Origin of the sequence: Ensifer oleiphilus (assembly GCF_013371465.1) — a bacterium.
GTDB lineage: Bacteria > Pseudomonadota > Alphaproteobacteria > Rhizobiales > Rhizobiaceae > Ensifer > Ensifer oleiphilus.
Window position 1 is genome coordinate 992,462 of record NZ_JABWDU010000003.1, and the last position, 13,724, is coordinate 1,006,185.

General features: G+C 63.2%; 12 protein-coding genes. 2 read left to right on the forward strand and 10 right to left on the reverse strand.

Going from position 1 to position 13,724, the window contains the following annotated elements; translation table 11 throughout:
* Nucleotides 1-79: 79 nt before the first annotated feature.
* The 10 genes from HT585_RS17130 to HT585_RS17175 all read right to left on the reverse strand — a co-directional run bounded on the left by HT585_RS17130 (nucleotide 80) and on the right by HT585_RS17175 (nucleotide 12,312).
* Nucleotides 80-1,762 (reverse strand): dipeptide ABC transporter ATP-binding protein, encoded by a 1,683-nt coding sequence (locus HT585_RS17130; protein WP_176354045.1) that lies wholly within the window; start codon nucleotides 1,760-1,762, stop codon nucleotides 80-82.
* On the reverse strand, nucleotides 1,759-2,703 hold the full coding sequence (locus HT585_RS17135) for an acetamidase/formamidase family protein (protein ID WP_176354046.1): 945 nt from the start codon (nucleotides 2,701-2,703) through the stop codon (nucleotides 1,759-1,761). Before HT585_RS17135 ends, HT585_RS17130 begins: the two co-directional genes overlap by 4 nt.
* A 60-nt stretch (nucleotides 2,704-2,763) precedes the next feature.
* Nucleotides 2,764-4,383, reverse strand: a complete 1,620-nt coding sequence (locus tag HT585_RS17140; RefSeq protein ID WP_176354047.1) for an ABC transporter substrate-binding protein — start codon at nucleotides 4,381-4,383, stop codon at nucleotides 2,764-2,766.
* A gap of 30 nt (nucleotides 4,384-4,413) precedes the next feature.
* On the reverse strand, nucleotides 4,414-5,334 hold the full coding sequence (locus HT585_RS17145; RefSeq protein WP_176354048.1) for an ABC transporter permease: 921 nt from the start codon (nucleotides 5,332-5,334) through the stop codon (nucleotides 4,414-4,416).
* Nucleotide 5,335: 1 nt separating this feature from the next.
* Nucleotides 5,336-6,184 carry an ABC transporter permease gene (locus HT585_RS17150; RefSeq protein WP_176354049.1) on the reverse strand — a complete coding sequence of 283 codons (849 nt, stop codon included), beginning with the start codon at nucleotides 6,182-6,184 and terminating at the stop codon, nucleotides 5,336-5,338.
* Complete coding sequence (locus tag HT585_RS17155) at nucleotides 6,184-6,765, reverse strand: ANTAR domain-containing response regulator (protein WP_176354050.1); 582 nt, start codon at nucleotides 6,763-6,765, stop codon at nucleotides 6,184-6,186. The genes HT585_RS17150 and HT585_RS17155 overlap by 1 nt, the downstream gene beginning before the upstream one ends.
* Nucleotides 6,762-7,898, reverse strand: coding sequence for a transporter substrate-binding protein (locus HT585_RS17160; protein ID WP_176354225.1), 1,137 nt, complete (start codon nucleotides 7,896-7,898; stop codon nucleotides 6,762-6,764). The genes HT585_RS17155 and HT585_RS17160 overlap by 4 nt, the downstream gene beginning before the upstream one ends.
* Before the next feature lie 314 nt (nucleotides 7,899-8,212).
* Entirely contained in the window at nucleotides 8,213-10,705 is a 2,493-nt protein-coding gene (locus tag HT585_RS17165) for a TonB-dependent receptor (RefSeq protein WP_246707715.1), read from the reverse strand.
* A 93-nt stretch (nucleotides 10,706-10,798) separates the two neighbouring features.
* Nucleotides 10,799-11,791: a FecR family protein gene (locus HT585_RS17170; RefSeq protein ID WP_176354051.1), complete on the reverse strand. Its 993-nt coding sequence runs from the start codon at nucleotides 11,789-11,791 to the stop codon at nucleotides 10,799-10,801.
* Complete coding sequence (locus HT585_RS17175; protein WP_176354052.1) at nucleotides 11,788-12,312, reverse strand: RNA polymerase sigma factor; 525 nt, start codon at nucleotides 12,310-12,312, stop codon at nucleotides 11,788-11,790. The genes HT585_RS17170 and HT585_RS17175 overlap by 4 nt, the downstream gene beginning before the upstream one ends.
* Before the next feature lie 364 nt (nucleotides 12,313-12,676).
* On the opposite strand from HT585_RS17175, the gene HT585_RS31765 reads away from it, so the two are divergent.
* Together HT585_RS31765 and HT585_RS17185 are read left to right on the forward strand one after the other, a co-directional pair.
* Nucleotides 12,677-13,156, forward strand: coding sequence for a hypothetical protein (locus HT585_RS31765; RefSeq protein ID WP_246707717.1), 480 nt, complete (start codon nucleotides 12,677-12,679; stop codon nucleotides 13,154-13,156).
* A 97-nt stretch (nucleotides 13,157-13,253) separates the two neighbouring features.
* Complete coding sequence (locus HT585_RS17185) at nucleotides 13,254-13,637, forward strand: hypothetical protein (RefSeq protein ID WP_176354053.1); 384 nt, start codon at nucleotides 13,254-13,256, stop codon at nucleotides 13,635-13,637.
* Nucleotides 13,638-13,724: the final 87 nt, after the last annotated feature.

The window sequence follows — 13,724 nt, forward strand, 5'->3', positions numbered from 1 at the left end:
GGGCGCCGAACTCTACGGTGGGCAGGTGTTCGCGCGCCGAAGCGGCAATCGCTGCCGAAGAACCGCCCGACGTGTCCGGCTACGCAACCGCCCGCAACGCCGGATCGGGAATAGGGACCGCCGCCATGAGTGCTCGTGTATAGGGCTCCTTGGGGTCTTCGAACACGGCGCGGCGCGTGCCCATCTCGACGATCCGGCCGCCACGCATCACTGCAACGTGGTGCGACATGCGCTCGATCACAGCCATATCGTGAGAGACGAAGAGATAGGCGAGGCCCATCGTCTCCTGCAGTTCCAGCATCAGGTCCAGCACGCGGGCGCGCACCGAGACGTCGAGCGCAGCAACGCTTTCGTCGGCAACGATCAGCTTCGGATTGACGGCAAGCGCCCGGGCGATGCAGATGCGCTGGCGCTGGCCACCGGAAAACTCGTGCGGGTAGCGGCTGGCCGCATCCGGTCCGAGCCCGACGCGCCGAAGAAGGTCGGCAACCCGATCGTCCTGCTCGCTTCTGTTGCCGATACCGTGGATGATCATCGGCTCGGCGATCGCAGCACCCACCGCCATGCGCGGATCGAGCGAGGCATAGGGGTCCTGGAAGATCATCTGCGCCGAGCGCCGCACCGGCCGCATCTGGCGCTGGCTGAGCGGACCGATGTCGCGCCCGTCGACGAGAACCTCGCCGCTGAACGGGACCAGCCCAAGTACCGCCTTGCCGGTGGTCGACTTGCCCGACCCGCTTTCGCCGACGAGCCCTAGGGTCTGGCCTGGCAGGATCTCGAAGGACACGTCGCTGACCGCCGGCCGGCTCTCCTTGACCTTCGAGAACCAACCGGCTTTCTTGCCGTAGTAAACCTCAAGGCCGCGCACCGAGAGCACGGGGCTTGCCGTCTCCGGGTTCCCGGCCAGGGGCTCGGAGCCCACCCGCGGTGGGCCGTCGGTGCCGGCATAGGCGCCCAATCTCGGCACCGCCGCCAGAAGCTCACGCGTATAGGGTGCCTTTGGCGTTTCGAAGATCGGCAGCACCCCGCCCTGCTCCACGACCCTGCCATGCTGCATGATGACGACCCGGTCGGCCATCTGCGCGACCACGCCCATGTCATGGGTGATCAGGATGATCGAGGCGCCGAACTCCTGCTTCAGTTCCTTCATCAGCTTCAGGATCTGCGCCTGCACCGTCACGTCGAGCGCCGTCGTCGGCTCGTCGGCGATCAGCACCTTCGGCCGGCAGGAGAGCGCCATGGCGATCATCACGCGCTGGCGCATGCCGCCGGAGAGTTCGTGCGGGTATTGCGTCAACCGCCGCGCCGGCTCGGTGATGTGCACGGCATCGAGCATCCGCAGCGCCACCGCCTCGGCCGAAATCCCTTCCGAGCCCTGGTGCTCGCGGATCGCCTCGGTCAGCTGCGCGCCGATCGACATGACAGGGTTGAGCGAGGTCATCGGCTCCTGAAACACCATGGCGACATCGCCGCCGCGCACGCTACGCATCGCGGAGTTCGAAAGGCGCGAAAGCTCACGGCCCTCGAGTTCGATGCTGCCGGAGGCAATTCGCAGAGAAGCCTTCGGCAACAACCCCATGATGGCCAGCGACGTGACCGACTTTCCCGATCCGCTTTCGCCGGCAATGCACAGCGTTTCGCCGAGCTTCAGGTCGAAGCTGACCTCGTCGAGCACGCGCCTGGCGCCTTCGGGCGTTCGTGCGTCGACGCACAACCTGTCGACACTGAGAACCGGCGGGGATGCGGATGGGGATGCTGTCACGAAAAGACGATCCTTGGGAAATAGAAGGACACGACCCAGTTCGGGGCGTCAACGATCTCGCTGATCCGGAGATCGCCGCAGACCGAGCAGAGCAGATAGGCATCGACCGGGCTCAATCCATGCTCGGCACCGAGCAGGTCGATCATGCGCATCAGGCTTTCTCGGGCGCCCGTCATCAGATCGGGGCCGATGCCGGTCGTCACTTCGTAGCCGGCAGCATCAAGATGGCGGGTCACTGGCCCCGGCGTTGTGAAGCGCGGGCTCGCGAGACGCGCATCCTTCACCAGCTCGATAGTGGCCTCGACCTCCATCTGGCTCTCGATGGCGGTGCCGCAGACTTCGCCGTCGCCCTGGGCTGCGTGCGTGTCGCCGATCGAAAACAGCGCGCCCTCGACCTCGACGGGCAGATAGAGCGTGACGCCTGACGTCAGGTCGCGAATGTCGAGATTGCCGCCGACCCGGCGCGGCGGCACGACGGAATGCAGTCCCGGTTCGGCCGGCGCCACACCGATCGTACCGGCAAACGGCTTCAACGGAACGCGCCCGCCGGGGCCATAAAGCGCCGGCGCCATGGTGCTGGCCTCATAGGACCACATATGCAGCGCCGGCTCGCTGAACTGGTCGGCAAGCAGACCGAAGCCCGGAATATTGGCGGTCCAGCCGACGCCCGAGGGTACGAAGCGGCGGATCGTAACCTTCAGCGCGTCGCCGGGTGCCGCACCCTCGACATAGACCGGGCCGGTGACCGGGTTGATCCGGTTGAAATCGAGCTTTGCCAGCGTCTCGAGCGTCGAGCCCGCACGCAACTGTCCGCCCGACGAATCCAGGCACTCGAAATGAATGGTTTCGCCCGGCTTGGCGATCAATGTCGGTTCAAAATCGCGGTTCCAGCCGAAATGATGCTTGGCGCGGTGAATGGTATGGGTGCAGGCAACGCACATTTTTCTCTCCCCAGATGATAAGGGGCTCCCCGGACATCGAGGCCCGGAGAGCCCGAGGGCTTATTGCTTCACGTAGATCGCGTCGTAGTTGATGACGCGGGTCGGATCGACGTAGATCTCGCCGGCGCCGCCCATGCGTGGCGACTTGGCAACGACGCGGCGTTCGTTGGTCACCGGCACCCAGGGCGCGTCCGCCATGATGTCGGTGAAGATCTTGCCCCAGGCCGCCTGGCGCTCGCCGGCCTTGGCCGGATCGGACATGGAGTCGGCTTCAACCGCACGCTTGTCGAGCGCCTCGTTGCAGTACCACGACCAGTTCCAGCCACCCTGAACCGCGCCGGAGCAACCGAGGATCGGCCCGTAGAAATTGGACGGATCCGGGAAGTCGGCGATCCAGGCCATGCCGCCCGACCAGATCATCGGTGCTTCGCCTTCGGTGCCGCCGGCAGCAATCACGTTGGCCTGGGCGAGTGCCCGGACCTCGGCCTTGATGCCGACGGCTGCCAGATCCTGCTGAATCGCCTGGGCGATGCGCGGCTGCGGATCGGTGTTGGTGGAATAGAGGATCGTTTCGAAACCATCGGGGTGACCGGCTTCGGCGAGCAAGGCCTTCGCCTTTTCGACGTCGAAGGCGTAACCGGTGAAGCCCTTGTCGTAGCCCGGCATCAGCGGCGGCAGCGGCTGGTTGGCGGGCGTGGCGCGACCGTTGAGGATGCGGGTGATGCGTTCCTTGTTGATCGCCATGTTGACGGCCTGGCGCACCTTGACGTCGTCGAAGGGTTTGACCTTGGTGTTGAGCGTCACGTAGCCGGTATGCAGTTGCTGACCGTCGACGATGATCTCGGCGCCCTCGGGCGAGTTCTTGATCTCGAGGAACTTTGCCGGCGGAATGCCGTCGCCGGCGATGTCGACCTCACCCTTCTGCAGGCGCAGAAGCGCGACCAGCGGCTCCTGGCCAACCTCGACGGTGAACTTGTCGATGCGCGGCATGTCCTTGATGAAATAATCCGGATTGCGCTCGAAGGTCAGGCTCTGGCCGACGGTCCAATCTTTCAGGATGAAGGTGCCGGAGCCGACCGGCTTCTTGCCGAAATCGCCCGCGGCAGCCTCGACCGCTTCCTTCGGCACGACGGAGGCGAAGTTGACGGCGAGAACATGCAGGAAGGTGGCATCGGGGCGCGACAGGTGGAAGACCACGGTTGCGGCATCCGGTGCCTCGATGCCTTCGAGCGTCGTCGTCTTGCCGCCGGTGACATCATCGAAGCCCTTGATGGCGCCGAAGAAGCCGGCGCCCGGCCCTTGCGTCTTCGGATCGACCGCGCGCTCGATCGAGTATTTCACGTCGGAGGCGACGATCTCACGACCGTTGGTAAACTTGGCGCCCTTGCGAAGCTTGAACGTGTAGGTCAGGCCGTCGGGCGCGACCTCGAAGCTCTCGGCAAGCGACGGCACAAGCTCGGTGGTGCCCGGCGTATAGTCCATCAGCCGCGAAAACAGGCTCTTGATCATCGACCAGTTGACCCAATCGTAGCCGATGGCCGGATCGAGCGTGGCGATGTCGTCCTTGTAGGTGATGACGATGTCGCCGCCCTGCTTTGGCGCGTCCTGCGCAAAGGCAGGCAGTGGCGCGAGCACCAGCGCCGTCGCGACGGTTGAATTTCGAAGCCAGCGTTTGAACATTGTTGTTCCCCTTGTTGGTTGCTGCATGATTTAACGGGCGCGAATGCGTGGATCGACGAGCGGCGCGAGAATGTCGGCAAGCAGATTGCCGAGCACGATCGCGAGCGCCGAAACGAGCGTCACCCCCATGATGATTGGAATGTCGACCTGCTGGATCGCCTGCCAGGCGAGCTGGCCGATGCCGGGCCAGCCATAGACGGCCTCGACCACGACGACGCCGCTCATGAACTGGCCGATATCGATGCCGATCATGGCGATGATCGGCAACAGCGCGTTGGGCAATGCGTGGCGAAAGATGATGCGGGCCGACGACAGGCCTTTTGCCCGGGCGGTGCGGACATAATCCTGGTTGAGTACGTCGATCATCGCCGAGCGCACCATGCGCGCATACCAGCCGGCACCGAGAACACCGAGCGTCAGCGCCGGCAGCACCACATGGGCCGGCGTGCCAAAGCCGCTCATCGGGAACCAGGCGAGCGTGACGGCGAAGACGTAGAGCAGCAGCAGTGCCGCAACGAACTGCGGCGCCGAGACGCCGACGAACGACGCCATCATGACGAAGCGATCGACGAAACCGCCACGACGGACGGCCGCGAGCACACCGAGGAACACGCCGAGCACCACCTCTACGGCGATACCCGCCGCCATCAGGATCAGCGTCGCCGGCAGCCGGGCGGCGATCAGCGCGCCGACATCGGTCTTCTGCGCGTAGGACCGGCCGAGGTCGCCCTGAAACAGGCCCTGCAGATAGCTCCAGAACTGCACGAGCAAGGGCTGGTCGAGGCCGAGTTCTCGCCGGATGTTGGCGACCGTCTGCGCCGTGGCACTGCGGCCGGCGATCATGCGGGCGGGATCCGCGGGAAGCGCATAGAGCAGCAGGAAGGTGATGGCGGCAACGCCTAAGAGAATGAGCGCGGTCTGCACCAGACGGCGAAGCAGCAGGAAAACCATCTCAGCCCCTCCCCCGCTGCGTCGGGTCGAGTATGTCGCGAAGCGCATCGCCGACCAGATTGAAGGAGAGAGCGGTCAAGAGGATGACGGCACCGGGGATGAAGACCAGCCAGGGAGCGGCCTGAAAATAGCTCTGGCTTTCGAAGATGATATTGCCCCAGGACGGTGTCGGCGGCTGCACGCCGATGCCGAGAAAGGAGAGCGTCGCTTCGAGCAGCACTGTTGTGGCGATGCCGAGCGTTCCCCAGACGATCGCCGTCGGGATCAGATGCGGCAGGATGTGATGAAAGAGGATGCGGCCATGCCCGGCGCCAAGCGAGCGCTCGGCCAGGATGAAGTCGCGCTCCACCAGCCCGCGTGTTTCGGTGTAGACGATGCGCGCCACCTGCACCCAGTTGACGAGCGCGATCACCATGGCGACGATCCAGAGACTGGGGCGCAACAATGCTGCGAGAACGATGGCCAAGAGCAACGCCGGAAAGGCCATCATCAGATCGGTGAAGCGCATCAGCGCGCCGCCGACGATGCCGCGCATATAGCCGGAGAGAATGCCGATCAGTAGCCCGATCGTCACCGCGATACCGTTGGCAACGAGGCCGATGACGAGCGAGGTGCGGGCGCCGTAGAGAAGCCGCGAGAACAGATCGCGCCCGAGCGTGTCGGTGCCGAGCAGGAACTGCGCGCTCGGCGGCAGCGGCGCGCCCTCCAGCGTCAACCCGTCGAACATCTGCTCATCCGGGCTGTAGGGCGCAATCAAGGGGGCGGCAACTGCGAGGAACACCACAAGGGCAACGACGATCAGGCCGAACAGGGCTGCCGGCTGGCGGACCATGGCTTTCAATGCTTCCATCAGCCTGCCTCCGGTAGCGGCTCGGCGCCACCCACAATCGAGGCTGCGACCTGCTCCATCGACAGCCGCCGCTGCATGGCGCAGTTGCGCAGGATGCGATAGGCCTCTTCTTCATCGAGCCTGCGGACACTGCTGATCTTTTGAACGGCGGCATGGACCAGCGGACGCATGCGCACCCGTTCTTCCAAATGGGCGATCTTGTCGATGACGCTCTGGCGCTCGCGATGGATGGCAAGCGCCATGACCAGCGCGGGATAGACGGCCGATGACGCCAGCGGTTTGGCGATGATGGCGGAGGCACCCTGATCCATCGCCCAGGCGACACGGCCGGGTGCTTCGGACCCGAGCAGGGCCACGAGCGGGCGCGGCGCGCGCGCGTCGGTCCAGGGCAACAACCCGGTCCAGCCCTGATCGGCATCGACCAGAATGAGATCGGGCAGATTATCGGCGGCAAGCGGCGTCCATTGAACATGAACGTGAAAGCCGAAAAGTTTCAACTGGCGGGTGAGGCGTTCCGTCGTTGCATCCTCACGATGGAGGATCGTGGCGCGCCAGCCGGCGAAATTCGGTGTTTCCCTCATGAGACGATCCGGAGCTGGGGTGGCTTGCGCGTGCGCCGGCCTGTCAGATACGGGTCGGCAACGATGGCGGGCTCGGAAGCGATAATGTCGAAGCCACCCTCGTCGTTAATGCGACCGAGGTGAAAAGGAAGTGCCGCGTGGCGGGTTTCGGCATCGATCCGGAGCGGACCGAGAACGGTCGAGCGCGGTGCTGTGCAAAGCAGGCTGGACACGGTCGCCGGATCGTCGGTGCCGGCATCGATGATCGCCTCGGCACAGAGCTTGACGGCGGCATAAGCGCTGGCAAAGACGCTGGAAATCCGGCGCGACGCGCCGAAACGCGCGCTCACCTCGGCCTTGAATGCCGCGTTTTCAGCGGAGGCCACGGTGTCGAAATAGGCGGCGGCACAGAGCTGGCCGGTCGCCACGCCAAGACCGATATCGGTCAGCTCGCATTCCTGCAGATCACAGCTGACGACAGGGCAATTTTCCGGGCGGAAGGCGGGATCGCGCTCGCCAAGTGCCCGGATCGCGGCATGAAAGGCATAGCTCGACGGGCCGACGAGATTGTTGAGGATGAAGCTCGGCCGCCGCTGTTCGATCTCGGCGACGATGCGCTCGACTGCCGTTTCCTCAAGCGGCAGGTAGCGTTCGCCGAGCACCGATCCGCCCGCCTCCTCGATCAGTTCGCGGGCGAGCCGGTTCATTTCCCAGCCCCAAACATAGTTGGCACCAACGAGATAGGGGCGACGACCAAAGCGCGGCAGGAGATAGTCGAGCAGCGGCAGCAGATGCTGGTTCGGACAGCCGCCGGTATAGATGACGTTGTCGTTGGCCTCGAAGCCCTCGTAAGGGCACATGTACCAGAGCAACCCGTCATGCTTTTCGACGAGCGGGATGACCTCCTTGCGCGCCAGCGACGTGATCGTGCCGACGATATGCCGGCAGCCCTGATCGCGCAGCAGCGTGCGCGCGCCTTCGAGGTACTGATCGATATTGGCATGCGGGTCGATGAATACAGGCTCGATGCGGCCGGGATAACGCGCCGTGATCTCATCGATCGCCAGCTCGGCGCCATCGCGGCAGTCGCGGCCCATCGTCCCGTAGGGGCCGGTTGTCGAGTAGAGGATACCGATCTTCACCGCGTCACGCATGGACCTGCCAAAAACCAAAAACCCCATGACGCGTTTCCCATCGGAGATGGGGCATCATGGGGCGAAACTGCCCGTCGACCATAGGGGTCATGTGAAATGGATTGAACTGCTCAATCCGTAGACAAGATTAAGATACGGGCAACGGACCTCTGTCAAGCAAGGATTGACAAGGATGCGACGCTCCGTGCGCAACTTTACGCACCGGGGCGGACGGAACCCGACAGCAAAGCGCTTCGCCCAACGTCCTGAGGATGTGCAATGTCGTGAAGCGCAACCAGTCCGCTACCGCGGACCAGTCGAATGCAGTCGGAGGATCAGAACTTCCGGCTGATGGCGATCTTGAAATTCCGGCCGGGCATCGCCGAGATCCCGTCGCTGAGATAGGGCTCGTAGTACTTGTCGAAGATGTTGTCGACGGCAAGATGCACCTCGCCGCCCTCCATGAGGCCCGATGTCGGCGTCCAGTCGAGGAACAGGCCGTGCACCGCATAGCCGGCGCTCGGCGGGCGGGCATAGGTCTGGCCGCCCTGATTGTAGGGCGTGCGGTTCTGGTCGCCGACGAAGGTGCCGGTCCAGCCGAAGGCAAGGTCCCGATCAGGGACCTTGATCCCGGCGGTAGCAATCGCGGTCAGGGGTGCCAGATCATTGATGTAGGTGTCGGGACCCCAGACATTGTTGACAGCACCGGTGCGCTCGCCCGTCATCCAGGAGACGCCGAGATCGGCGAACATGCGCTCGGTCTCGTAGTGCGATTGCAGCTCGATGCCGCGGATATTATAGGACGGCGTGTTCCAGTAGAACGGCACGTTGCCCGAGACACCGGTGAGATTGACGCTACCAAACCGGCGTGTGACCGGATTGGAAACGTGGTTGTTGTAGAGCGAAATGCGGGTCGACAGCATGTCGTCGGTCATCAGCACGTCGTTGAAGCTCATGTCGACGCCGATGTTGAAGGTGCTGTTGCGCTCGACGTCGAGATCGCGGCTGGTGCCAGAGGCCTTGGTCTGCACGCTCTGCGTCGAGTAGATCTCGTCGATGTTGGGCACGCGCATCGCATACGCCCAATCGGCAAAGAACCGCACCGACGGCGTTGCTTCCCACGAGAGGCTGATCGCCGGCGTCACGCCCTGGTGCGAGACGGCAGAATAATCGTGTCCGGCCAGCGGATTGTTGAAGCGCGGCGCTTCGTTTGGCACTCCTTTAGAACGGATGTGATCATAGCGCAGGCCCGGCGTCACGGTCAAAGTGTCGGTGAGTTCGATCCTGTCGCGGACGAAGGCCGCGAACGTTTTCTGGGTGCCTTCCGGCATGAACCAGGGGGCATAATAGCCGTAGTTGTATTGCGCCTGGGTGCGGTTGGCGATGTCGTACATCCAGATGTCGCGGTCATGATCGAAGTACTGGACGCCGTAGTTCAGGCTGTGCGACAGGCCGCCGAGCGTGACGTTGGAGGTGTTTTCCGCCTCGAACTTGATGTCGGTATAGGCGGCATCGTTTTCATAGCCGCCGACGGATGCGCTGGGGTTGAGCCCAGGAATATCGGGGCGCGTCGCGTGCTGGCTGGTCTGCGCGAAGCTCGCCATCATGCGGTAGTTCACCAGGTCGCTGTCGCCGGTATAGCTGTAGTTCAGCGTCGAGGTGAAATCCTCGATCTCGCGCCAGGTGAGCAGGCGACGCATTGCTTCCTTGTAGCCGTAGCGCGTGATGTTGAAATCCGATGGCGCCGACTGGCCGCGAATGGCAGCCACCGGCCCCCAGTTGTCGTTCTGGCCGTAGGCGACCGTGCCTCTGATCTCGTGGCCGTCGTACTCGGCACCGATATTGGCAAGCAGCGTCGTGAGCTTCGAATTGGAATAGTTGTAGATTTCGCCGCCGCCGACACGCATGTCGTCGCTCTTGCGCCATGTCGCCGCCAGAAGTCCATCGTAGGTCACCGGGCCGCCGAAATCCGACTTGCCGTAGAGCGCACCGGTTTCGAGAAACTGCTTGTTGGCGCTCTGGAAGCCGGACTTGGCCCAGACGCCCCACTCTTCGCCCGGCCGCAGCATGTCGGCCGCGTCCGTGGTTTCCATCAGCACGGTGCCGCCGAAGCCGCCGTTGCCGTAACGCACCGACGTCGCGCCTTTTTCGATCTCGACGCGCTTCAGCAGTTCGGGCTCGATGAAGACCGTGCCCTGGTCGTATTTCTCGAAATTCTTCGGTGCGCCGTCGAGAATGATCCTGACATCGGACTGTCGGGCGAAGCCGCGGATGGCGAGTGTCTGTCCTTCGATGCGCACGCCACCGCCCATCGATACACCGGGGGTTTTCTGCAGCAATTCCGGGAGGCTCGAAGCTTGCGCCTTCTCGATGTCCTCGGCATCGAGAATGGCGACATTCGGCGCCCGGTCGCCGCGATTGGCATCGCCGCGCACGACGATCGGCGCCAGTTTCGTACCCTCGACGTCAACCGGCTCCGAGGCTTCGGTGGCACCCATGAGCTTCACCGTCGACCCGCCGAGGAACCGGTATCGGACGCCGGTTCCGCTCAAAAGACGCGAGAGCGCCTCATCCGCCGTCATCTCCCCGGAAAGGCCCGATGTTCTCACGCCTGACGCAACCGAGCTGTCGAACACGACCTGCAGCTTGAGCTGTGTGGCCAGGCGGTTGACGGCGGCGGTCAGCTTGCCGGCGGGCACGTCGACATGGTGCACCGACGCGTCCTGGGCAACCGCACCTGTGGCCGCAAAGGCAACCACAGTGCCTGCCATCAGCAGCTTGAAAATTCCGGAGTGGCGGCGTCCGCCGGTCGCATTCGAATATGGCATGATGATTCCAGACAATTGAAGATGACCGCGAAAGGGCCGGGTCTGGTTTCTGGACGAATGAGGTCCCCATACAGGGACACCTCGTCGCGATTTTTAGCGCAGGATCGTGATGTAGGGTCCAATCCGGTTGACCTTGATGTTGAAGGCGTCGGCAAGACCCTCCAACGCAATGACCGGATCGGAGAGATCGAAGCTGCCGGACACCCGTCGAGAGCCGACGGCAGCGTCGGCGATCAGGACCTTGCCCGGGATGTAACGACCGATTTCCCCGACGACCGAAGAGATGGTGCGCCCGTCAAAGACGAGACGCCCGTCGCGCCATGCGGTCGCCAACAGCGGGTCGACCGGTTTGATGTCACCGAGCCTTCCCTCGTGGTTGTAGCTCACCTGCTGGTTGATCTCGACGCGGCGCGGCGGTGTCGCCGCATCTGTCGCGACCGACACGGCGTGCTCAAGCACCGTGACGCTGGCCCCGTCGTCGGTCAGGTTGACGTCGAAGGCCGTTCCGAGCGCCGTCGTCGTTCCTGCGCCAGCCTCGACGACGAATGGCCTGTCCTTGTCGGCCGCGACCTGAACGAATGCCTCGCCACGCAACAGAACGATCCGGCGTTCGCCTGGGGTGAAGTGGTAGGCGACAGCCGATTGAGCGTTGAGCTGCAGCGTCGAGCCATCGTCAAGTCTCAGGATCGGTCTCTCGCCCTTGTCGGCGATGACGTCGGCGCGCATCCACATTGCCCCGTCGAGCGCGAGAAAGGCGCCGGCGCTGGCAGCGAGAATGATCGCAAGCGATGCAGGGGTTTTTCGACGGTTTTCGGATGCCGCTACTGCTCTTTGAGCAAACTCCGGCTCACGCCTGATCAGTAGAGTGGCGTCACCGACCGCCCTTTGCGCCCGGGCAAAGATCTCGGCATGGCGAGGGTCTTCGGCGCTCCATCGTTCAAACGCCAGCTGCAGCTCTTCATTGAAAGGGTCGCCTGTCAGACGCACAAGCCAGTCCACCGCCTGCTCTCGCACCCGTTTTTCGAATGCCTTGCGGTTGCGATTGACGGCGTCGCTCGGGAGATGGTGGTCGCCAACGGTGGTCATACCGTGTCCTCCAGACGATCCAGGCAATGCAGGTAGGCCTTGCGCAGATGTCGGTCCACCATGTTGCGGTTGATGCCCGTGCGCATCGCAATTTCGTCGGAGCTCAGATTGCCGATCCGATTTGCGAGAAAAACGCGCCGTCTTTGCAACGACATCTCCATGATCGCCGTTTTCAGAATATGCAGCCTGCGGCGAAGGTCGATGTTGGCATCGGGGGCGGCGATATCGCTGGCAACGGCAAGCGCTTCTTCTTCGCTGCCGGAGAAAAGCTTCAGTTCGAAACGATCGCGGCGCAGCCGGTCGATGCCGAGATTGGCGCAGGCGCGGCGCAGAAACGCGCGCAAAGACGATTTTCCCTCAAGCGACGTGCGACGATCCACCAGTCGCACATAGAGTTCGTGAACGACGTCGTTTGCCGTTGCCGGCGCGTGGCCGCGCCGCCGCGTCATCGTGCAGAGCTCGTCGTAGTAGGCCACGATCGCGTCGTCGAGCATCAAATGCGAAGCTGATTTCTCTGACATGTCTGTTTTCAGGGCGGATCCGGACTGGCCGGCGGGAAGAGGATGGACGGCAATGCGTCGGCAGAAAGCCGGCCGCGGCGTTCATTAGCGCGTCCCTGCAACGCACACAACAAATATGAGCATAACACTCATCTTTTATCGCGCCGTACCTGTTCGTCGCTCCCCTCCGTCTGTCTGGTGCCGCATACGAGCCGAAAACCCTCTCGACGACGATCCGTCAAGCATCCTGCGCCAAGACCGCCCAACCGGCCGAAACGCACTGCCCGGCCCTCACCTGAGCGCGGCGCTTTACGCTTTCCTTATGCCCAAGCCTCGTCTTCCCAAGCGATTTTCTATGGATGGGCGGATTAGGCTCTGTGCGTGGTTGCCGCCGTTCCTGGATGAAAAGCTACGCAGCGAAATGACGAACGAGCGCAAACTCGAACGCTTTTGCCATGCTCATGCCGCTTTCAGGTGGCTTCAGACGGCCGCCTTCTCTTTACCCGGCACGCATGCCCGAAGCGGTGCCTTGAAGAGCAAACGAAAAACCTACGACGAGTCTCACGCGATGAAGATCAGAAGCGCATTCAAGCTCGCTACGAAGCAGAGCCGGAACTTGCCCACCGAGTATTTCATCCTGGCGAATGTGCGCTTCGAAGGGCAGGTCGTCGGATACCTCGCCGGGCGGCCGATCCGCGAAACGGTAACCGACGACAGCGGGCTTCGTTATCGGTTCGTCGGCGTGGCCGCGCGCAACGCTGGTGGCGGACCGGACGTGCAGTCACTGAGGCAGGGCGAGTGGATCGTCCAGCCGGGACTGGTCTATGCCAGTATCGACGATGCTCCCGCCAACCGGGCCGCCTGACGCCGACAGCGTGGCGCAATGCTCGAAGACGACCGCAATGTCTATGTAATCTTGGCAGATTAGCTCCGGGGCAGACAATTCGAACCCGGGATCAGACATGCCCTTCTACAACGCGCGCGGCGCTTTCGCCGTCATCGCCACCACCGCAACCGTCATTCTGACCGGCTGCGCCTCCACCGAGATGAAGAACTATATCGGCCAACCGGTGGAATCGGTCATCATCGACTACGGGCCGCCGAGCGCAGTGCTCGACCTTGGCTGGGATCAGCGCGCCTACCAGTGGCGCAAGATCTCCACCAATGTCGTTTCCGGCTCGACCAGCGGCGAGATCCGCGACACGCGCCGCGGCCAGCGTTATGAAGAATACGTAACGCCGGGCTATGTGGAAGAACAGGAATGCTTCTACACATTCTACGCCCGCCAGCAGGGCGGCCGCTGGTACGTCACCAATTTCCGTCAACCGAAGCTCGAATGCGAGTGAGCGCTTCAACTCAAACGCAATTTGAGAAATGATGCATTCGGCACCGCGGTCACCGGCCATCCGGAACCGCAATCAGGAGAGATCGGC